Consider the following 20,046-nt stretch of genomic DNA (forward strand, 5'->3'; position numbering starts at 1 on the left):
CGGGCGCACGGGTCGCCCTATTGTCCGCCGCACTTCACGGCCACGGACAAGGAGCGCTTGCATGCAACCATCGTCTTGGGACATGGCGGTCGGGCCGGTCATCACGCAGGCCATCGCCGAACAGCGCCTGGTGGGCGCGGTGGTGTTGGTGGTGCATCGCGGCCAGCTCGTGCTGCGCCATGTGGCCGGCCTGGCCGACCGCGAGGCGGCCCAGCCCATGACGGAGGACACGATCTTCCGGCTCGCTTCCCTGACCAAGCCGGTAGTAACCGCCGCAGCGCTGGCGCTGGTGGACGGCGGCCGGCTGTCGCTGGACGATGCGGTCACACGCTGGCTGCCGGGCTTCCGCCCGCGCCTGGCCGATGGGGAGGTGCCGGAGATCCGGCTGCGCCACCTGCTGAACCACACCGCCGGCCTGAGCTACGGCTTCATGGAGCCGCCGGGCAGCGCCTTCCACGAAGCGCGTGTGTCGGACGGTCTGGACCAGCCCGGCCTGTCGCTGCAGGAAAACCTGCGCCGCCTGGCCCGGGTGCCGCTGGCGTTCCGGCCGGGCGAGGCCTGGCGCTATTCGCTCTCGCTCGACGTACTGGGCGGCGTGCTGGAAGCCGCCACCGGGCAGACGCTGCCGGACGTCGTGAGGCAGCTGGTCGGCGAGCCGCTGGGCTGGCGCGACACCGGTTTCACCGTGCGGGACACCGGCCGGCTGGCCACCCCGTATGCCGACGACACACCGGTGCCGCGCCGCATGCGCGAGCTGGAGGTGCTGGCGGATGCGGCCGCTCCCGAGATGGCCACGCGCTTCGCACCCTCGCGGGTGTTCGACCCGGGCTCCTATCCCTCAGGTGGTGCCGGCATGGTGGGCACCGCGCACGAGATGCTGGCGTTCTTCGAAGCGCTGCGCAGCGACAGCGGCACCCTGCTGCCGCCCACCTGGAGCCGCGCCATGCGGCAGAACCAGACCGGCGAACTGCCGATCGACCTGCAAGGCCCGGGCTGGGGTTTTGGCTTCGGCGGCGCGGTGCTGCTCGATCCGGCGGCTGCGCAAGTGCCGCACTCGCCGGGCGCCTGGCAGTGGGGCGGCGTGTACGGCCACTGCTGGCTGGTGGACGCCGCGCAGGAGCTCACGATGGTGACGCTGACCAACACCACCATCGCCGGGATGATGGGGCGTTTTCCCGACGACCTGCGGGCGGCGATCTATCGCCACCTGCGCGGCTGATCACAGCGACGCCCTGGGCTGCGGGCTTGTCGCGCCGGCCTGCGCAGCGGGGCTTTAGCGCGCCCCCGCCTCCAGCGCCTCGCGCACCGCGCTCACCTGGCGCCGCGACACCGCCAGCCACTCGCCCAGCGGAGCCACCTGCACCGCCCAGCCGACCTCGTTGCCTTCCTCCTCGCCGCCAGCCACCGCGCGCCGCTCCAGCGCCCGCACCGCGCTGCGTGACACCAGCGCGTTGCGGTGCACGCGGATGAAACGCTCGCTCAGGCGCTGCTCCAGCTCGCTCAGGGTTTCGTCCAGCACATAGCTGCGGTTGGCGGTGCGCAAGGTCACGTACTTGAGCTCGGCCTTGAGGTACAGCACCTCGTCCAGCGGCAGGCGCAACACGCGGCCGCGTTCGCTGATCACCAGCACCTGGCTGTCGTCCAGCGGCTGCGGCGGCGGGCGTGACTGCAGGCGCTGGCTCACGCGCTGCAGCGCGGCCTGCAGGCGCTCGCGTCGCACCGGCTTGGTGAGGTAGTCCACCGCGTCCAGCTCGAAGGCGGTGAGCGCATGTTCGGCGTGCGCGGTCACGAACACCACGGCCGGCGGGCGCGGGCGCTGGCGCACCTGTGCGGCCATCTGCGTGCCGTCGATGCCGGGCATGTGCACGTCCAGCAGCACCAGGTCGCAGTCGTGCACCTGCAGCCAGGCCAGCGCCTGGGGGGCATCGCCGGCTTCGCCCAGCACCTCGGTGGCCGGCGCCGGGCATTCGCCGAGCAAGGTGCGCAGGCGCAAACGCGCCAGCGGTTCGTCGTCGACGAGCAGCACGCGCAGCGGCGGCGTGTCGGTGGGCTGGGTCACAGGGGCACCTCGATCTTCACGCGGTAACGATCGGCGTCGCGCCGGACTTCGAACTGCCCGGCCACGTCGTGCAGCAGCTGCAGGCGCTCGCGCACATTGCGCAGCGCCATGCCGTGGCCGGGCCGGGACGGCTGGGGCGACAGCGTGTTGGTGATGTCCACCACCGCGTGACCGCGCCGCACGCGGGTGCGCACCACCACCTCGCCGCCATCGGGCGAGGGCTCGATGCCATGGCGCACCGCGTTTTCCACCAGCGGCTGCAGCAGCAGTGGCGGCACGCGCGCCGCGCCGGCGGCGGGGTCGATCTCCCAACGCACGCGCAGGCGGTCACCGAAGCGCACCTGCTCGATCGCGAGATATCGCTGCGCGAGTTCCACTTCCTCGGCCAGCGTCACGGCCTGGCCGTGGTCTTCGAGCGCGACGCGGAACAGCTGGGCCAGGTCTTCCAGCACCTCCTCGGCGCGTGTGGGGTCCACCCGCACCAGGGCGACCGCGGTGTTGAGCGCATTGAACAGGAAGTGCGGCCGGATGCGCGACTGCAGTTCGGCCAGGCGGGCGGCGGCTTCCGCCGGCAGGCGCGAGCGCACGCGCAGCACCAGCCAGGTCCACACGGTGCCCGCGATCAGCGCGCCGGCCAGCCCCACGGCCAGCCAGCGCAAGCCCGGCGTGGGCACCAGCTGGAAGGGCAGCAGGCTGGCGTGCCCGGCCACCGCACACAGCGCGCCCAGGCCCAGCACGAACACGGTGCGCGGCACGGTGGACGAGCGGGCCAGTGCATGGCGCGCGGCGCACACCAGCAGCAGCCAGGCCAGGGTGCCCAACAGCCCGGCAAACACCGCCGGGCCCAGTGTGGTAAGGGCCTGCAGCCAGCTGTCCGACCACAACAAGGCGGTGATGCCCAGCACGGCCTGTACATACAGCACAGCGCGCAAGGCCAGCCCGGCGTGGCAGACGTCGAAGGTGCCGCTGGCGGCCACGGGCGACTGCACGCGTGCAGCGGCCTGCACCGTGTCGGCAAAGCTGGGATAGGTGGAGCCGCCGCCTGTGAAACTGCTGGGCGGGGTGGTGGCGGGCCGGGTGGCGCGGGCGGGGGGTGGTGCGGCGGGCTTCAAAGGGGGCGGCCGATAGAATCGATGCTCCTCGCGCCGCGATTGTGGATCATGGCGCCGCCTCTGCAGCCCCCGCCATGTCCGCATCGAACAACCAACTCGACAAGAAGTCGCAAGCCTGGTCCGCCCTGTTCTCCGAACCGATGAGCGAGCTGGTCAAGCGCTACACCGCCAGCGTGTTCTTCGACCAGCGCATGTGGCGCGCGGACATCCAGGGCTCGCTGGCACATGCCGACATGCTGGCGGCGCAAGGCATCATCGGCGCCGACGACCTGGCGGCCATCCAGCGTGGCATGGCGCAGATCACCGAAGAGATCGAATCCGGCCGCTTCGAATGGAAGCTGGACCTGGAGGACGTGCACCTGAACATCGAGGCCCGCCTCACCCAGCTGGTGGGCGACGCCGGAAAAAGGCTGCACACCGGCCGCTCGCGCAACGACCAGGTGGCCAGCGACGTGCGGCTGTGGCTGCGGAGTGAGATCGACAACCTCGCGCCACTGCTGGCCGACATGCAGCGCGCGCTGGTGGCGGTGGCTGAGAAGCACACCGAAACGGTGATGCCCGGTTTCACCCACATGCAGGTGGCGCAGCCGGTGAGCTTTGCGCACCACCTGCTGGCCTATGTGGAGATGTTCGCGCGCGATACCGAACGGCTGGCCGACGTGCGCAAGCGGGTGAACCGCCTGCCCCTGGGCGCGGCCGCGCTGGCCGGCACCAGCTACCCGCTGGACCGCGAGCGCGTGGCCAAGGCGTTGGGCTTCGACGGCGTGTGCTTCAACAGCCTCGACGCGGTGAGCGACCGCGACTTCGCGCTCGAGTTCAGCAGCTTCGCGGCCATCACCATGGTGCACGTGTCGCGCCTGGCCGAGGAGATCGTGCTGTGGATGAGCCAGAACTTCGGCTTCATCGACCTGGCCGACCGCTACTGCACCGGCTCGTCGATCATGCCGCAGAAGCGCAACCCCGACGTGGCCGAGCTGGCGCGTGGCAAGAGCGGCCGCGTGGTGGGCCACCTGATGGGCCTGATCACGCTGATGAAAGGCCAGCCGCTCACCTACAACAAGGACAACCAGGAAGACAAGGAGCCCTTGTTCGACACCGTGGACACGCTGCGCGACACCTTGCGCATCATGGCCGAGATGGTGGGCGGCATCGTGGTCAAGCCCGACGCCATGGAGCAAGCGGCGCTCAAGGGTTATGCCACTGCCACCGACCTGGCCGACTACCTGGTGAAGAAGGGCCTGCCCTTCCGCGACGCCCATGAAGTGGTGGCCCACGCCGTCAAGCAGGCACTGCAGCAGGGCGTGGACCTGAGCGCACTGCCGCTGGACGTGCTGAAGGGCTTTCATGCCGCCATCGGCGAGGACGTGTACGAGGTGCTCACCCTGCGCGGCTCGCTCAACGCGCGCAACGTGCTGGGCGGCACGGCCCCGGCGCAGGTGCGGGCGCAGATCGCACGGCACCTGGCCCGGCTGGCGCAGACCACCACCTGAATCGGCGGGTAGCGCAAGGGCGCCGCCCCCCGGACCCGGGGGCCCACAAAACCGGCCCGACTGTTAGATTTGCCTCGCTCCATACCAGCCCGGCCCACCGGGCGTTGACGAGGGAACCCCATGCAGCCAGTCCAGCGCGCCATCTGCCGAGCCGCCGCCATCGCGGTCGCCAGCCTTGCCCTTGCCTCGGGCGCCGGGGCGGCCACCGTCGCGGTGAACCACACGCTGGACCTCACGCTGGCGGGCCTGTCCCCCGTGGGCTTCACCGGCGTGCAGGGCCCGCCGGCCTTCGACGAGGTGGCGCCGGTGGCACTGGGCGTGGGCGACACGCTGCACCTCACCATCGACTTCAAGGGCAGCCAGAGCCTGACCCTCACCAACACCTCGATGCTCTGGGCTTTTGCCTATGCGGACGTCGGATCGCGCGTGGTGGGCACCGGCCAGCTGTCGCTGCTGGACAGCCAGGGCGTGGCCTTCCTCACGTCCAATTGGAAGACCGACTCCGAAGGCGACTTCCACTTCGGCCAGTCCTTCAACGCGACCGACTTTGGGGGCGGCCTGCCCGGCACGCTCACCTTCTCGGGCCTGCGCTATGTGGGCACCGTGGACGCCTATGAAGCGCCCGGCGTCACCAGCCGCAACTACTCGATGCCGGCGTTCTACTACGCCGCCAATACCACCGTGCTCGCCGTGCCGGAGCCTGGCACCGTGGCGCTGATGCTGGCAGGCCTGGCAGGGCTGGCGGCAGGCACTCGGCGCAAGACGCGCCACTGAAGCGGCGAGCGCTCAGCCGAGCGCCTCCACCACCATCTGCACCCGCAGCTGGCCCTGGTATTCGTCCAGGCTGAGGCGGTAAGCCAGGCGCACCCGCTCGGCCACCGGCTCCACGCGGCCGAACCAGATCGCGTCGCGCAGGGCGCCGCAATGGCGCACCCGCAGCTTCAGGTGCTTTTCGCCCACCAGGCGCTGGGCCACCACCTCCACCTCGTCGCAGAACAACGGCGGCTCGAAGGCCTGGCCCCACACCTGGCTGTCCAGCACCTGCACCGTCTGCGCATCGAAGTACTCCGCGGGCAGGCCACCGTCGGTGCGCAGGCGGCGCTGCAGGGTGGCGGCATCCAGCCATTCGGCGGCCACCTGCTGCAAGGCCTCGTCGAAGGTGTCGAAGTGCTCTTCGTCCAGGGTGCAGCCGGCCGCCATCGCATGGCCGCCAAACTTCTTCAGCACGCCGGGATGGCGCTTGCTCACCAGGTCCAGCGCATCACGCAGATGAAAGCCCGGGATGGAGCGGCCGGAGCCCTTCAGCAGGCCGTCCTGCCCGAGCGCAAACACAAAGGTCGGCCGGTGCAGCCGGTCCTTCAGCCGGCCGGCCACGATGCCGACCACGCCTTCATGGAACTCGGGGTCGAACAGCACCACCGCGCTGGGCGCATCGCCTTCGGGCATCAGCGATTCCAGCAGCGCCTCGGCCTGCTCGCGCATGCCGGCTTCCACCTCCCGGCGCTCGCGGTTGATGCTGTCCAGCTGCTGCGCCAGCGCGGCCGCGCGCGCGGGGTCGTCGGTCAGCAGGCATTCGATGCCCAGCGTCATGTCGGACAGGCGGCCGGCCGCATTGATGCGCGGCCCGATCGCAAAGCCGAAATCGAAGGCACTGGCCCGGCGCGGGTCGCGTGCCGCGGCACTGAACAAGGCCGCCAGGCCCGGCTGCATGCGGCCCGCGCGCACGCGCTTGAGGCCCTGCGCCACCAGGCGGCGGTTGTTGGCGTCCAGCCGCACCACGTCGGCCACGGTGCCCAGCGCCACCAGGTCCAGCAGCGCGTCCAGCTTGGGCTGCGTCTGCGCGTCGAACACGCCGCGTGAGCGCAACTCCGCCCGCAGCGCGAGCAGCACGTAGAACATGACGCCCACGCCCGCGAGGTGCTTGCTCTCGAAGCCGCAGGCCGGCTGGTTGGGGTTGACGATGCAGGTGGCGTCCGGCAGCGGCGTGGCCCCGTCGATCAGCGCCGGCAGGTGATGGTCGGTGATCACCACGCCCAGGCCCTTGGCGCGGGCATGCGCCACGCCGGCGTGGCTGGCAATGCCGTTGTCCACCGTGAGCAGCAGCTGCGGCTCCTTGCGCAAGGACAGGTCCACGATCGCCGGCGTGAGGCCATACCCATGCACCGCGCGGTCGGGCACCACGTAGTGCAAAGTGCCCGGCTTGGCGCCCAGCATCTTCAGGCCGCGCAAGGCGACCGCACAGGCGGTGGCGCCGTCGCAGTCGTAATCGGCGATCACGCAGATGCGCTGCGCCTGCTGCAGCGCATCGGCCAGCACACACGCGGCTTCGGCGGCGCCGTGCAGCGCGCCGGGCGGCAGCAGCTGGCCCAGGCTGTCGTCCAGCTCCTGCGGCGCCCGCACGCCGCGCGCGGCGAACAGGCGCGCGAGCAGCGGATGCACACCCGCCTGCTCCAGCGCAAAGGCCACCCGGGGCGGGCAGTCGCGGGTTTCGATCAGGGGCGTGTTCATCACAGGGTTTCCAGCAGCGCGATGGCCGAAGCGCCGCGCAGTGTGCCTTGCAGGCGTTGCCACAACGACCGCTCGCGCGTGTCGAACTGCACGGCCGTGCGTTCACCGCACAGCACCAGGCTGGCCGGCCGTGTGCTTTGCACGGCGAGGCTCGCATCCAGCTGGCGCCAGGCCTCGGCCCAGCGCGCCCAGTCCTCCGACAGCGCCGGCGTGCGCAGGCGATCGTCCACCTGCAGGGCAACGCCCTGCTTCACCGGCTGGTGCAGCCCGCAGCCGCTCAACCAGAAGGAATTGACCGGCAACTCACCGCGCGCTTCACGCTGCTCGTTGAGCTCATGCGTGTACAGCAGCATCTGCACCTCGTTCTGCAGCCGGCGCATCAGCCGCGCGTTCGGGCCGGAAGGCAACCAGTTGTCCAGGTGGCGCCCGATCACCCGGTCCAGCGAGGCCGTGGCCAGCTCGGTGAGCGACTCGTGCGCCACATACCAACGCAAGGGCGCGCCGTACACGAGCAGCAGGCCCTCCGATTCGAACAGCGGCTGCACCGCCTCGAAAAAGCTGCGCGAGCCGGCATCGTCCAGCGCCAGTGCATCGGGGTCGGTGAGGCGCACATGGTCGCTGCCCACTTCCCAGTGCACGGGGGTCAGCAGGCCCCAGGCGAGGCCATCGGTGTCCACACCGTCCTGCGTGGCGCGCAGCGCGCCCCAGGGCAGTTCACCATCGGCACCAGCCAGCCCGAGCGCGCGCGCCTCGGCACGTTCATGCGGCGGGCTGAAGGACAGCGCATCGCCATCGTCGCGCCATGCCATCGTCATGCGGGTGAGCAGCGCGTCCAGGTGCGGCAGCTTCAGGGTCTGCAGCGCATGGCGGCCGGCCTCGGACAACGGCGCAGCAAAGGGGACGATGAGATGCATGGGGCGCGATTATCCCGTCCCGCTTTGCGAGGTGTTGGATGGCTGGAGCGCGGCAAGGCTGGGGCGTGGCCCCACTCCGCTCATGTCCCCCGGCCACGGCCTGCGGCCGCGGCCTCCTCCTTTACTTCGCTACGGGGGCCACACCCCAACCTTGCCTCACCACCGCTCGTGGTTTCGAACCGTTGAACACCCCGGCGGTGGAGGATCGGGACGGCGGGGCGTTCTGCGTAGCGAAGTAAAGGAGGAGGGGCTGGCCGGAGGTCAGCCCCGGGGGACATGAGCGAAGCAGAGCGCCCCGGCGGCCCGATCGAGCGCTCAAGAGGTCGCAAGAACGAGCAAATTACCCATTCGAAATACGAGCCACCAGCGCCTTTGCGTACTCCGACGTGCTCGCCTTGCCACCCAGGTCGCCGGTGCGCACGTTGTCGAGGTTCAGCGTGTCGCTGATGGCTCTGCGCAAGCGCGTCGCCAACTCCGGCAGACGGCAATGGTCCAGCATCAACGCTGCGGCCAACATCAGCGCCGTGGGATTGGCCTTCCCCTGGCCCGCGATGTCCGGCGCCGAGCCGTGCACGGCTTCGAAGATGGCTGCATCCGCACCGATGTTGGCGCCCGGTGCCATGCCCAGGCCGCCCACCAGCCCGGCGGCCAGGTCGGAGAGGATGTCGCCGAACAGGTTGGTCGTCACCAGCACGTCGAACTGCCAGGGGTTGAGCACCAGCTTCATCGCGCAGGCGTCGATGATCACCGCGTCGAGTGCGATGCGGCCCTTGTACTTCTCGGCGTGCAGCTGTTCGGCCGTCTCCAGGAAGATGCCGGTCAGCGCCTTCATGATGTTCGCCTTGTGCACCACGGTCACCTTCTTGCGGCCGGTGGCGATGGCGTGCTCGAAGGCGAACTCCAGCAGGCGGCGGCTGCCCTTGCGGGTGTTGATGCCGGTCGCCATGGCCACTGCATGCGGGTCGTCGTCGATCGGGATGTAGGCCTCGTGGCCGATGTACAGGCCCTCGAGGTTTTCGCGCACGACCACGAGGTCGATGTTGTCGAAGCGGCCGCCCGGGATGATGGTGAGCGCCGGCCGCAGGTTGGCGTAGAGCTTGAATTCCTCACGCAGCCGCACGTTGGACGAGCGGTAGCCGCCGCCGGAGGGCGTTTCCAGCGGGCCCTTGAGCGCGAGGCGCGTGCGGCGGATGCTGTCCAGCGTGGCGGCCGGCAGTGGGTCGCCCGCCGCCTTCACGCCGCCCAGGCCGGCGACCTGGTGGTCCCAGTCGAAGGGCGCTTGCAGGGCGTCCAGCACCAGCAGGGTGGCATCGACGATCTCGGGGCCGATGCCGTCGCCGGCGATCAGGGTGGCAGGGATGCGTGTGCTCATGGCGGGCAGCATAGCCGCGCCGATGCCTTCATGGCATGCGTGACCTCCACATCAGGAGGGCCGCAACATCCCCGCACGCGGCGCCACAATCGCCGGCTTCAGGTCACCAGGAGCGCCCGTGCTCACACTCTGGGGCAACGCCGATTCAGTCAACGTGCAGAAGGTGATGTGGTGCTGCGAGGAGGCCGGCGTGGCCTACCAGCGCATCGACGCCGGCCGGCACTTCGGCGTGGTGGACACGCCCGAGTTCCGCGCGCTCAACCCGAACGGGCTGGTGCCGGTGATCAACGATGGTGGCCTGGTGGTGTGGGAGTCGAACACCATCGTGCGCTACCTGGCCGCGCGCTACGCCAGCGGCACGCTGTGGCCGGAGGACCCGGCGCTGCGCTCGCACGCCGACCGCTGGATGGACTGGACGAACTCCACCTTGTGGCCGGCGCTGGTGCCACTGTTTCGCGCCTACATGCGCACGCCGCCCGAGCAGCGCGATGCCAAGGCCACCGAAGCTGCGCGGCTGGAGAGCCTGGCGGCACTGACCCTGCTGGACCAGGCGCTGCTGGGCCGCGAATACGTGGCCGGCGCGCACTTCACGATGGGCGACATCGCCCTGGGCTGCGCGGTCTGGCGCTGGTTCGCCTTGCCGGTGGAACGCCCGACGCTGGCGCGGCTGGAAAGCTGGTTTGGCAGGCTGGCGCAACGGCCGGCCTGCCGCAAGGTGGTGACGCTGCCGCTGTCGCGCTGAAGGCGCTGCCGTCGCCACGACTGCGACCGCGACACCGAAGAAGCGGCGCATTGTCGGAGCGGCCGTTGCCCGTTTCGCCGGTAAGCTTCGCGCTCGCTGCTCACCCACAGGATCCTCATGACCACATCGGCCGCCCGAGCTGCCCTTCTCCTGATGGCCGCAACCGGCCTGGCTGCCGTGCCATGCGCCCCTTCGCTGGCCGCCGGCACGGCAACCGCTACAGCCCCCGGCACGACCCAAGGCCCGAGCGCGGTGGACGCCCAGTTCTGGGCCACCACCGAGCGCATCGGCACGCCGGACGCCTACCGCGCCTACCTCGCCGCCTTCCCGAACGGTTTCTTCGCCAGGCTGGCGGCTGCCGCGCTCGCCAAGGCCGAGCCCGCGTCAGCACAGCCATCGCCATCGCCCGCGGTATCCCCTGCCGCGCCCGTGACCAGCGCCAAGCCTGACGTCCCACCCGCGGGCCCCTTCCCAACCCAGCGCCTGGCCAAGATCGCGGCCGATCCATCGAGTGGTGCGGTCACCTTCCGCATCGGCGACGTGTTCCAGGGCCCGGGGCCGGTGACGGTCGGCTGGGCGGGCGCGAAGAAACAGCTCATCGTGCCACCGGGCCAATGGGTGGTGCTGGCCACGCTCGACCACTCGGTGGCGCAGAACTCGGCGCTGCCATCGGTGCCGGCGCAGCCGATTCCGGTGGCCTCGGTGGCCCTGGGGCGCCTGGACAGCCTGGGCGCCAACGCACTGCTGCTGGCCACCTTCAACCGCCATGCCGCGGGCAGCATGAACACCCGCTGGCCCGAAGCCCAGGCCTGCGAAGGCACCACGCCCCGCAGCGGCTTCCAATGGACCGAGCAGCACGGCATCGCGCGCCAGTGCGTGCTGGGCAGGCCGACCACCGCCAAGCCGGTCGGTGCAGACCCTGCGCCGCTGTGGGACGAGTTGCGCCAGAACCTGCTGCGGCTGGACCTGCCGCTGGCCCAGGACACGCCTGCATGGCGCACCGACATGCACCTCACCGGCGCGCGTGCCGAATACATGTGCATCAGCCGGATGGACCTGGGTCCCGGGGCAGCCGGCTCGCCGGCACGGCAGGCGGCGATGAAGGCCTATGCAGACGCCGCGTGGCGCGGCTTCCGGCGTGAGCTGGAGGACAACGACCTCGCGCCCGGCGCACAACGCGGCGCCACCACACTGAACCTGCCGGAGTGAAGCGCGCACCTCGCGACCGCGGCACACGGGTTGCCAGGGAAGCAGGGTGTCCCACACTCACAGGAGCGTCCCATGAGCAAGAGCGGTCAACAGCACACCGAAGCGGACAAGGGCGGCCAGCGCCCCGCCAAGACCTCCGGCAAGGCCCCCGACGGCAACTCGCCGGCCGCCAAGTCGCCGCAGAAGCAGCAGGACAACAAGTCCTCGAAGAAGCGCTGAACCTCCTCCCACCACCCTCACCGCCGGCACTCGTCGCCGTGATCGGTGGCGCCTGATCGGCTCGGTGGGGGTGCTGCGCAGAGCGAAGTGAAGGAGGAGGGCTCGGCTCGCCCAGCCCGGGGGACATGAGTTCTGCACAGCGCCCCCACCGAGCCGATCCCACCGCAGAAGATGCAGCCGCTCCGGGCCGGCGGCTAACATCCCCCCTCTATGACCCTTCCCTACGAGCTGGTGGTCGGCTGGCGCTACACGCGGGCCGGCCGGGCCGGCCGGCGCAACCGCTTCATCTCCTTCATCTCGGGTGTCTCCATGCTGGGCATCGCGCTCGGCGTGGCCGCGCTCATCATCGTGCTCAGCGTGATGAACGGCTTCCAGAAGGAAGTGCGCGACCGCATGCTGTCGGTGGTGGCGCACATCGAGCTGCTGGAGCCGCAAGGCAGCGCACTGCCTGACTGGAAAACCACCGCCGAGCAGGCGCGGCGCCAGCACGAGGTGATCGGCGCGGCGCCCTTCATCGCCACGCAGGCGCTGATCGCGCGCGGCGAGGACATGCGCGGCACCATCGTGCGCGGCATCTCGCCCCAGGATGAAGCCAACGTCACCGCGCTGGCCGCCAAGTTGCGCGACACCACGCTGGCCAAGCTGCATCCCGGTGAATTTGGCATCGTGCTGGGCGGCGAGCTGGCGCGCCAGCTCAATGTGCGCGAAGGCGACCAGGTCACCCTGGTGGCGCCGGGTGGCACGGTCACGCCGGCCGGCGTGGTGCCCCGCCTGAAGCAGTTCACCGTGGTGGGCACCTTCGATGCCGGCCACTATGAATACGACAGCGCGCTGGTGCTGATCCACATCGACGATGCGGCGCGCCTGTTCCGCACCGGCGGGCCTACCGGCGTGCAGCTGAAGCTGAAGGACGTGCACGAGGCGCGCGCGGTGGGCGACAAGCTGCAGGCCAGCTTCGGCCGAGATGTGCTGGTGCGCGACTGGACCCGCACCAACCGCAACTGGTTCGACGCGGTGCAGGTGGAAAAGCGGCTGATGTTCATCATCCTCACGCTGATCGTGGCCGTGGCCGCGTTCAACCTGGTGAGCACGCTGGTGATGACCGTCACCGACAAACAGGCCGACATCGCGATCCTGCGCACGCTGGGCGCGAGCCCGCAGTCCATCATGGGCATCTTCGTGGTGCAGGGTGCCGCGGCCGGCATCATCGGCACGCTCAGCGGCACGCTGCTCGGCCTGCTGGTGGCGTTCAACATCGACGTGATCGTGCCCTTCATCGAGCACCTGCTGAACACGCGCTTCCTGCCCAGCAGCATCTACGTCATCAGCAACATGCCGAGCGAGCCGCAGCAAAGCGACATCGTGCCCATCGTGCTCATCTCCCTGGTGCTCTCCTTCGTGGCCACCCTCTACCCCAGCTGGCGCGCCAGCCGCGTGCAACCGGCGGAGGCGCTGCGTTATGAATGAGGTGGCACTGTCCGCTCAGGGCCTGCACAAGCGCTTCCACGAAGGCGACCTCGACGTCGCCGTGCTGCAGGGCGTCGACATGGCGGTGCACGAGGGCGAAACGCTGGCCATCGTCGGCGCCTCCGGCTCCGGCAAGAGCACGCTGCTGCACCTGCTGGGGGGGCTGGACCAGCCGACCGCCGGCCGCGTCACGCTCAAGGGCCGTGACTTCGCCGACATGACCACCGCCGAAGCCGGCCGCTGGCGCAACCAGCACCTGGGCTTCGTGTACCAGTTCCATCACCTGCTGCCGGAGTTCACCGCGCTGGACAACGTGGCGATGCCGCTGCGCATCCGGCGCCAGACCGACGCCCAGGCGCACGAGGCGGCGCGGCAGATGCTGGCGCGCGTGGGCCTGGCCGAACGCGTGATGCACCGGCCCTCGCAGCTGTCCGGTGGCGAACGCCAGCGGGTGGCCATCGCGCGCGCGCTGGTCACGCGGCCGGCCTGCGTGCTGGCCGACGAGCCCACCGGCAACCTGGACCGCAACACGGCCGACGGTGTGTTCGCGCTCATGCTGGAGGTGGCGCGCGAAAGCGGCACGGCCTTCGTGATGGTCACGCACGACGAGAGCCTGGCGGCCCGCTGCGGCCGTGTGCTGCGCCTGGTGCAGGGTCGGCTCTGACGCGCTGCCCGGCCTGCGTCACGCCCCGGGCAGCAGCCCCGCGTCACGCAGGTAGGCGCTGGCCTGGCCCTTGCGATGCAGCAGGGTCAGCCGGCGCCGCGCCCGCGTGATGCCCACGTAGAAAAGGTTGCGGTTGTCGGTGCTGTCCCCGCCGATCGCAAACTCGCCGCGGTTCAGGCCCGGCATCACCACCTCGTCGAACTCCAGGCCCTTCACCGCCTCCACGGTGGCCAGCAGCACGCGGCTGCTGCCTGCACCCGCGCGGGCGTTCCGGCGGCCGCCGCGCCCCAGGTTCACCAGCCGCTGCTCGCGCCCGTTGATCGCCTCCAGGAACGAGGCAGCGCTCTGGTAGTCGGCCGCAGTCGCGATGAAGGCCGCGACGTTGGCGCCGGCCTGCGCCACGTCGATCGCCCGCACCAGCACCCGCTCGGCGATCTGCTCGGCCTGCAGCGCCGCCAGGAACAGCGTGGGCCAGGCGGCCGAGCCCCCGCGCGCCGCCTGCAGCGCCGCCTCGATGCGCTCGCGTGTCGCCGGCCTCGCATTGCGCAGCACCTGGTTCTCCACGAAGGCCGGCACACCACGCGCGTCCGCCGCCATGGCCTCCACCTGGGTGGCATGCCAGCGTGCATCCGAGTCGCGTTCGGGCTGGCCGGTGTCGATCCGCGATTCGGTGAACATGAACAGCGCGCGCAGCACGGCCGCCAGGGTGCCCGGCACAAACCCCTCGAAGTCGCCGGCGGCCTGGGCCAGCAGGCCACGCACGAACAGCAGCTCCGGCCGCTGCAGGTAGGTGTCGAAGCCGGCGGTGCGGTAGTCCAGGGCGCCGTCGGGGTTGTGGTCCAGGAAGTGGTTCTCCAGCGCGATCGACAGATGCGCCTGGCGCAGCAGCACCGCCACGCTGGGGCGGCTGCCGGGCGGCACGGCGTTGCGTGCCTGGCGCACGGCCTGGGCCACCTGCCAGACCTGGTCCGCATCGTCCTCGCAGGGCAGCACGCGGATGTCGGTCTCCCACCCGCTGCGTGAGCCAAAGGGCTTGCCCGCCACCCGGCCGGCGGCCGCGGCCAGCGCGGGCCCGGCACGGTAGGAGGCCGACAGCGGCGGTCGCAGCGGCACGCCGATGGTGCGATCGAACTCATCGCGCATGAACGTGGCATCGGCGCCGGCCAGCTTGTGGATCACCTGGTGCGCGTCACCCACGCCGACGAAGGCCGCCTGCGGGTTCTGCGCCAGCAGGTGCTGCAGCACGGTGAACATCGCCCGGTTGGTGTCGTGCATCTCGTCCAGCACGACCAGCTCGAAACCCAGGCGCAGCGGATGCACATCGAGGAAGGGCGGGTCGTCGGCGCGCAGCGCCATGGCCAGGTCGTAGGTGGCGTCGCCGGGCGACCGGAAGGCCGGACGCTCCTCGCGCGGGTCGTAGCGCAGTGCCTCATGGGCGCGGAACAGGCGCAAGGCGACCGGGTCCATGCCCACGTCGGCCGCCACCGCGGGCGTGATGCGCGCCCCCGGCGCCTGCAGCGCCAGCGCGAGCGTGCCCTTGAGCCAGAGAAAGTCGGCCAGCAGGCCTTCCACCCACGCCTCCACGCCCGCCAGCGGCAGCTCGGGCTCGCCCTGCTCCAACGCCGCCTCGCGCAGTGCCTCCACCGCCTGCAGCAGCCGGGGTTTCACCTGCTCCGGCGTGTCCAGCCACGCCACGCCCTTGCCTTCGAGGCGCTCCAGGCACTCGGCGCTGAAGCGGTCCACCGTGCGCAGCTGCATGGCCTGGGCCACACGCGCCGGCACACCCACGCGCTCCAGCGACGCCTGCAGCGCCTGCACCGCCGGCTCGGTGTAGGTGAGCGCCACGATGTGCGCGGGCGGCATGCCGCGGGCCAGCGCTTCGCCGATGCGCAGGGCCAGGGTCGTGGTCTTCGCTGCACCCGCATTGGCCTGCACCACCACATGGGGCGCGTCGGCGCACTGGATCGCGCGCTGCTCAGGCGTGGGCTCGAAGCCCGCAGGGTTGAAATGCCACATCGTCATGGCGGCAGTATCGGCGCTGGCATGTCGCGCCGGCGCCGCCGCGGCGTCAGCGCTGGCGTGGATGGGCCTGCTGCAACGCGGCCGACAAGGCCTGCGGCGTCCACGGCTTCTGCAGCACCACGAAGCCCTCGGCCATGGCCTTGTCGGTCTCGCGCGCGTGGCCGGTCATCAGCACGATGCCGATGCTCGGATAGCGGCCGCGCACATGGCGCGCCAGCGTCAGGCCATCGATGCCGCCAGGCATCACGATGTCGGTGAGCAGCAGCTCGAACTGGCCGTCCGCCCGCTCCAGCATCTCCTTGGCGATGCTGCCCGAGCGCGCGCTGCGCACCTGGTAGCCCCAGCTGGCCAGCATGGGCTCGGTGGCTTCGGCCACTTCGGCGTTGTCCTCCACCAGCAGCAGCCGGCCTTCCACGCTGGGCACCGGCGGCGGCTCCTGCGTCGCCTCGGGCGTGGCGTTCACCGCCGGCAGCAGCAGCTGCACCGCCGTGCCCTGGCCCGGCGTGCTCTCGATGCGGGCCGTGCCACCCGCCTGCTGGCAGAAGCCATACACCTGGCTCAGGCCCAGGCCGGTGCCCTTGCCTTGCTCCTTGGTGGTGAAGAACGGCTCGAACACCCGGTCCAGCAACTCCGGTGCGATGCCCTGGCCGGTGTCGCGCACGGTGATGCTCACCCACTGGCCCAGGCCTTCATGCTCCTGCGGCTGCGCATTGCGCACCTCCACGCTGAGCTGGCCGCCTTGCGGCATGGCGTCGCGTGCGTTGACCGCCAGGTTGATCAGCGCGAGCTCCAGCTCCGCCGGGTCGACCTGCACATGGCCGGTGTCCGGGGCGGCCTGGCCGTCGAGCGCCACCACGGCGGGCACCGAATGCCGCATCAGGTCCAGCAGCAGCGGCAGCCGCTCCTGCAGGCTCACCACCTCGGGCCGCAGCGCCTGCCGCCGCGCAAAGGCGAGCAGCTGGCGGGTCAGGCGGGCGCCGGTGGTCACGGCGCGCAGGATGGCGTCGATCGGCTTGTCCGCCCGCGCCTGGGCGGCCGCCGGCATGCCCTCCTTCTGCAGCAGGCGGCGCAGCAGGTAGGCGTTGTTGCTCACCACCATCAGCAGGTTGTTCACGTCGTGGGCCACGCCGCCGGTGAGGTGGCCCAGCGCCTCCAGCCGCTGGGTCTGCCGCAATGCGTCCTCGGCCTGGGCGCGCTTGACCGTTTCGGCACGCCAGCGGTCCAGCGCCACACGCTCGCGCTGGGTGTGGCGCAGCGCCACCCAGGACACCCAGGCCAGCCCCAGCGCGGTAGGGAACGTGAAGGCCGCCAGCAGCGCCACTTCGCGATACCAGGAGCTGAGCACCGCCTCGTGGCTGATGCTGGCCGCCACCACGAGCGGCTGGCCCTCCAGGCGGCGGAACGCCACCAGCCGGTGCTGTCCGTCCACCGGCGACACGGTCTCCAGCAGGCCGGCGTTGTCCCCGGCGCGCACGCGCTGCATCATCGGGCCGCTGGCCGGCTGCACCATGCCCGGCGTGGGTGGCGCGGGTGCCCGCGCGATGATGGTGCCGTCCTGGCGGAACAGCGACACCGTGCCGCTGCGTTCGCTGCGCACCAGGTCGCGGTAGAAGTCGGTGAACGCCGTGGCATGCAGGGCCACCGCGTACACGCCGTCGAACTCGCCCCGCGGCCCACTGCGGCGCTGGCTCACGACGATGCGCCACTGGCCCGGCTGCACCTGGCTTTCGATCGGCGGCGACACCAGCAGCCCCGGTTCGGCGCTGTCGCGGTGGCGGCGGAAATACTCGCGCTGCAATGCGTTCAGCCCGGGCGGCGGGGGGCCGCCGTCGCTGGTGGCCAGCGGCTTGCCGTCGCGGTCCCAGACCGCGATGCCCTGCACGTCGGGCAGGCCCTGCTTCAGGCGGGCGAGTGCGGCTTCCAGTGCGGGCCGGGCGGCGTCGATCTCCGCGGCGGACTTGCCGTCGAAACGGTCCTGCATCTGCTGCACCAGCAGACGGCTGGTGTGCATGATCTTCAGCGCATGTTCGCGCGCGATCACGGCGCTGCGGGTGATGCGCTGCTGCGCGTCCTGGTAGGCGGCCGCGCGCGACTGCCACGCGGTGCTGACAAAAAAGGCCGCCGGCAGCAGCAGCGCGAGCGCCATCGACAGGCGCAGCCACAACTGCACGTGGCGCCCTTCTTCGGCGGCCAGGGACTGCGCTTCGTCCCGCACCACGGGCACCGGCCGCTGGCGCATCAGCCAGCTGCACACCGCCACCAGCAACACCGCAGACACCACGAACACGAGCAGCTGGCGCTCGGCCGGCGCGGCGCTCAGGATGCCCGGCATGCCGGGGATCAGCGGCATCACCGCGCACACGGCCACGGTGAGCATGCCGGCGCCCGCACCGGCCAGCAAGGTCGCCGCCACCACCGCAGTGAACGCGAAGACGAACGGCACGCTGCCCGCCATCCACGGCTCCAGCGCGGCGCGCAAGGCCATGGCCGCCACACCCAGCACCGGCCCCGCCAGCCAGCGCCATGCCGGCGACCGGACGGCCGCGGGCTCGCCAGCTGGGGGGTCGGAAACCGCCGCTGCGGGCACGCTCATCGGGCGCCCCCGCGATGGGCGCAGTGCAGCAACGGAACGGGATGCGGGCTCATGCGGTGGCATTGTGCGTGCAGGCCCGGCAGGGCCGGTTCGCACGTGACGGCAGAGGACAAGAAACGACAAGCGCAATCCATTGGCAAACAGCGCGCCCGTGGTCCGGCGCCGGGGCGCGCTAATCTGCGGCCTGTTGCCACTCCCGATGCGCCGCGTCGTGCCCGTCACCCCACCGCCCCTGGTGCCCGCCGATGCCAGCGGCCTGCCCGCCGGCTGGATCGACACCCATTGCCACCTCGATGCCGCGGAGTTCAACCCCGACCGCGACGCCGTGGTGGCGCGCGCCCGTGCGGCCGGCGTGGCCCAGATCGTGTTGCCGGCGGTGGAGGTGGCCAACTTCGATGCGGTGCGCGCGCTGGCTCACCAGCATGGCCTGGCCTACGCCCTGGGCATCCACCCCTTGTGCGTGCACCGGGCCGGGCCCGAGGACCTGGGCGCCTTGCAGGCCGCGCTGCACACCCACCGCGACGACCCGCGCCTGGTGGCGGTGGGCGAGATCGGGCTGGACCACTTCGTGGCCGAGCCGGACCGCGGGCTGCAGGAGCGTTTCTACATCGCGCAGCTGAAGCTGGCGCGCGATGCCGGCCTGCCGGTGCTGCTGCATTGCCGGCGCTCGGCCGACGGCCTGCTCAAGGGCCTGCGCCGAATCGACGTGGCCGGCGGCATCGCACATGCCTTCAACGGCAGCGCGCAGCAGGCGGCCGCCTTGGTGGAGCGCGGTTTTGCGCTGGGTTTCGGCGGCGCGATGACCTTCGAGCGCGCCTTGCAGATCCGCACCCTGGCGCGTGAGGTGCGGCCCGACGCCTGGGTGCTGGAGACCGACGCGCCCGACATCCCGCCGCATTGGCTGTACCGCACCGCCGCGCAACGTGCGGCCGGCGAACGCGCGCGCAACGAGCCGGCCGAGCTGCCGCGCATCGCGACCACGCTCGCTGAACTGCGCGGCTTGTCGCTGGCCGACGCGGCCACCGCCAACCGGCACAACGCACTGCGCGTGCTGCCTCGCCTGGCCGGGCTGCCCACGCCGGCATGACGCTGTTGCAGGGCCTGCCGCCGGTGATCGCACCGCACACGCGGCTGCTCGTGCTCGGCAGCTTTCCGAGCGCGGCCTCGCTGCAGCGGCAGGAGTACTACGCCCATCCGCGCAACCACTTCTGGCCCATCGTGTCCGCGCTCTGGGGCCTGGAGCTGCGTGCCCTGCCCTATGCCGAGCGCATCGAGGCCGTGCGCGACCGGGGCCTGGGCATCTGGGATGTCTACGCCCGCTGCCGCCGCGAAGGCAGCCTGGACAGCGCGATCGAGGAGGCCGAGCTCAACGACCTGGCCGGCCTGGCGGCCCGCGCGCCGCAGCTGCAGGCGATCGCCCACAACGGCGGCGAGTCGGCCCGCAGCATGCGCATCACCCGCGCGCTCGGCCTGCCGGTGTGGCGGCTGCCCTCCACCAGCCCGGCCAACGCGTCCTGGTCGTTCGCGCGCAAGCTCGCCGCCTGGCGCGAGGTGTTCGACGCTGCCGGGCTGCTGCCGGCCGCACCGCTGCCGACGTGAACTTCGCGCGCAGGCGGTTGCGCGCGATTCACTTGTGCCTGCGTCCGCCGCCCGGCAAGGTGAGGGCCTCAGCCAC

General features: G+C 71.2%; 17 protein-coding genes. 10 read left to right on the forward strand and 7 right to left on the reverse strand.

What is annotated here, in order from left to right; all coding sequences use genetic code 11:
- Positions 1–61: 61 nt before the first annotated feature.
- Positions 62–1,219 (forward strand): serine hydrolase domain-containing protein, encoded by a 1,158-nt coding sequence (locus tag VPH43_RS00525; protein ID WP_328575686.1) that lies wholly within the window; start codon positions 62–64, stop codon positions 1,217–1,219.
- Positions 1,220–1,273: 54 nt separating this feature from the next.
- On the opposite strand, the gene VPH43_RS00530 is transcribed toward VPH43_RS00525, so the two are convergent.
- Together VPH43_RS00530 and VPH43_RS00535 are read right to left on the reverse strand one after the other, a co-directional pair.
- Entirely contained in the window at positions 1,274–2,059 is a 786-nt protein-coding gene (locus tag VPH43_RS00530; protein ID WP_328575687.1) for a LytR/AlgR family response regulator transcription factor, read from the reverse strand.
- Complete coding sequence (locus VPH43_RS00535; RefSeq protein WP_328575688.1) at positions 2,056–3,171, reverse strand: sensor histidine kinase; 1,116 nt, start codon at positions 3,169–3,171, stop codon at positions 2,056–2,058. Before VPH43_RS00535 ends, VPH43_RS00530 begins: the two co-directional genes overlap by 4 nt.
- 74 nt (positions 3,172–3,245) lie before the next feature.
- On the opposite strand from VPH43_RS00535, the gene argH reads away from it, so the two are divergent.
- Positions 3,246–4,661 (forward strand): argininosuccinate lyase, encoded by a 1,416-nt coding sequence (gene argH, locus VPH43_RS00540; protein ID WP_328575689.1) that lies wholly within the window; start codon positions 3,246–3,248, stop codon positions 4,659–4,661.
- Between the two features lie 120 nt (positions 4,662–4,781).
- A complete protein-coding gene (locus VPH43_RS00545) occupies positions 4,782–5,435 on the forward strand; it encodes a PEP-CTERM sorting domain-containing protein (protein ID WP_328575690.1) in 654 nt (217 codons plus the stop codon).
- A 12-nt stretch (positions 5,436–5,447) separates the two neighbouring features.
- Here the strand turns inward: VPH43_RS00545 and recJ are convergent, their stop codons facing one another.
- The 3 genes from recJ to VPH43_RS00560 all read right to left on the reverse strand — a co-directional run bounded on the left by recJ (position 5,448) and on the right by VPH43_RS00560 (position 9,455).
- Complete coding sequence (recJ, locus tag VPH43_RS00550) at positions 5,448–7,169, reverse strand: single-stranded-DNA-specific exonuclease RecJ (protein WP_328575691.1); 1,722 nt, start codon at positions 7,167–7,169, stop codon at positions 5,448–5,450.
- A complete protein-coding gene (locus VPH43_RS00555) occupies positions 7,169–8,083 on the reverse strand; it encodes a hypothetical protein (protein ID WP_328575692.1) in 915 nt (304 codons plus the stop codon). Before VPH43_RS00555 ends, recJ begins: the two co-directional genes overlap by 1 nt.
- 340 nt (positions 8,084–8,423) lie before the next feature.
- Positions 8,424–9,455 carry an isocitrate/isopropylmalate dehydrogenase family protein gene (locus tag VPH43_RS00560; RefSeq protein WP_328575693.1) on the reverse strand — a complete coding sequence of 344 codons (1,032 nt, stop codon included), beginning with the start codon at positions 9,453–9,455 and terminating at the stop codon, positions 8,424–8,426.
- Between the two features lie 118 nt (positions 9,456–9,573).
- On the opposite strand from VPH43_RS00560, the gene VPH43_RS00565 reads away from it, so the two are divergent.
- From VPH43_RS00565 to lolD, 5 genes are all read left to right on the forward strand, one after another.
- Positions 9,574–10,197 carry a glutathione S-transferase family protein gene (locus VPH43_RS00565; RefSeq protein ID WP_328575694.1) on the forward strand — a complete coding sequence of 208 codons (624 nt, stop codon included), beginning with the start codon at positions 9,574–9,576 and terminating at the stop codon, positions 10,195–10,197.
- Positions 10,198–10,350: 153 nt separating this feature from the next.
- A complete protein-coding gene (locus tag VPH43_RS00570) occupies positions 10,351–11,406 on the forward strand; it encodes a hypothetical protein (RefSeq protein ID WP_328575695.1) in 1,056 nt (351 codons plus the stop codon).
- Between the two features lie 72 nt (positions 11,407–11,478).
- A complete protein-coding gene (locus VPH43_RS00575; RefSeq protein ID WP_328575696.1) occupies positions 11,479–11,625 on the forward strand; it encodes a hypothetical protein in 147 nt (48 codons plus the stop codon).
- A gap of 210 nt (positions 11,626–11,835) precedes the next feature.
- Entirely contained in the window at positions 11,836–13,092 is a 1,257-nt protein-coding gene (locus tag VPH43_RS00580; protein WP_328575697.1) for a lipoprotein-releasing ABC transporter permease subunit, read from the forward strand.
- A complete protein-coding gene (lolD, locus tag VPH43_RS00585) occupies positions 13,085–13,756 on the forward strand; it encodes a lipoprotein-releasing ABC transporter ATP-binding protein LolD (RefSeq protein WP_328575698.1) in 672 nt (223 codons plus the stop codon). The genes VPH43_RS00580 and lolD overlap by 8 nt, the downstream gene beginning before the upstream one ends.
- An 18-nt stretch (positions 13,757–13,774) precedes the next feature.
- Here the strand turns inward: lolD and VPH43_RS00590 are convergent, their stop codons facing one another.
- Positions 13,775–15,778, reverse strand: a complete 2,004-nt coding sequence (locus tag VPH43_RS00590) for a UvrD-helicase domain-containing protein (protein ID WP_328575699.1) — start codon at positions 15,776–15,778, stop codon at positions 13,775–13,777.
- Between the two features lie 46 nt (positions 15,779–15,824).
- Complete coding sequence (locus VPH43_RS00595; RefSeq protein WP_328575700.1) at positions 15,825–18,371, reverse strand: ATP-binding protein; 2,547 nt, start codon at positions 18,369–18,371, stop codon at positions 15,825–15,827.
- Positions 18,372–18,570: 199 nt separating this feature from the next.
- Here VPH43_RS00595 and VPH43_RS00600 point away from each other — a divergent pair, with 199 nt between their 5' ends.
- Positions 18,571–19,458, forward strand: coding sequence for a TatD family hydrolase (locus VPH43_RS00600; protein WP_328575701.1), 888 nt, complete (start codon positions 18,571–18,573; stop codon positions 19,456–19,458).
- The gene (locus VPH43_RS00605; RefSeq protein ID WP_328575702.1) at positions 19,455–19,970 is read left to right on the forward strand and encodes a DNA-deoxyinosine glycosylase; all 516 of its coding nucleotides are present in this window, start codon (positions 19,455–19,457) and stop codon (positions 19,968–19,970) included. The genes VPH43_RS00600 and VPH43_RS00605 overlap by 4 nt, the downstream gene beginning before the upstream one ends.
- Positions 19,971–20,046 lie beyond the last annotated feature (76 nt).

It is taken from the genome of Ideonella sp. BN130291 (genome assembly GCF_036231905.1).
GTDB lineage: Bacteria > Pseudomonadota > Gammaproteobacteria > Burkholderiales > Burkholderiaceae_C > CAMLIZ01.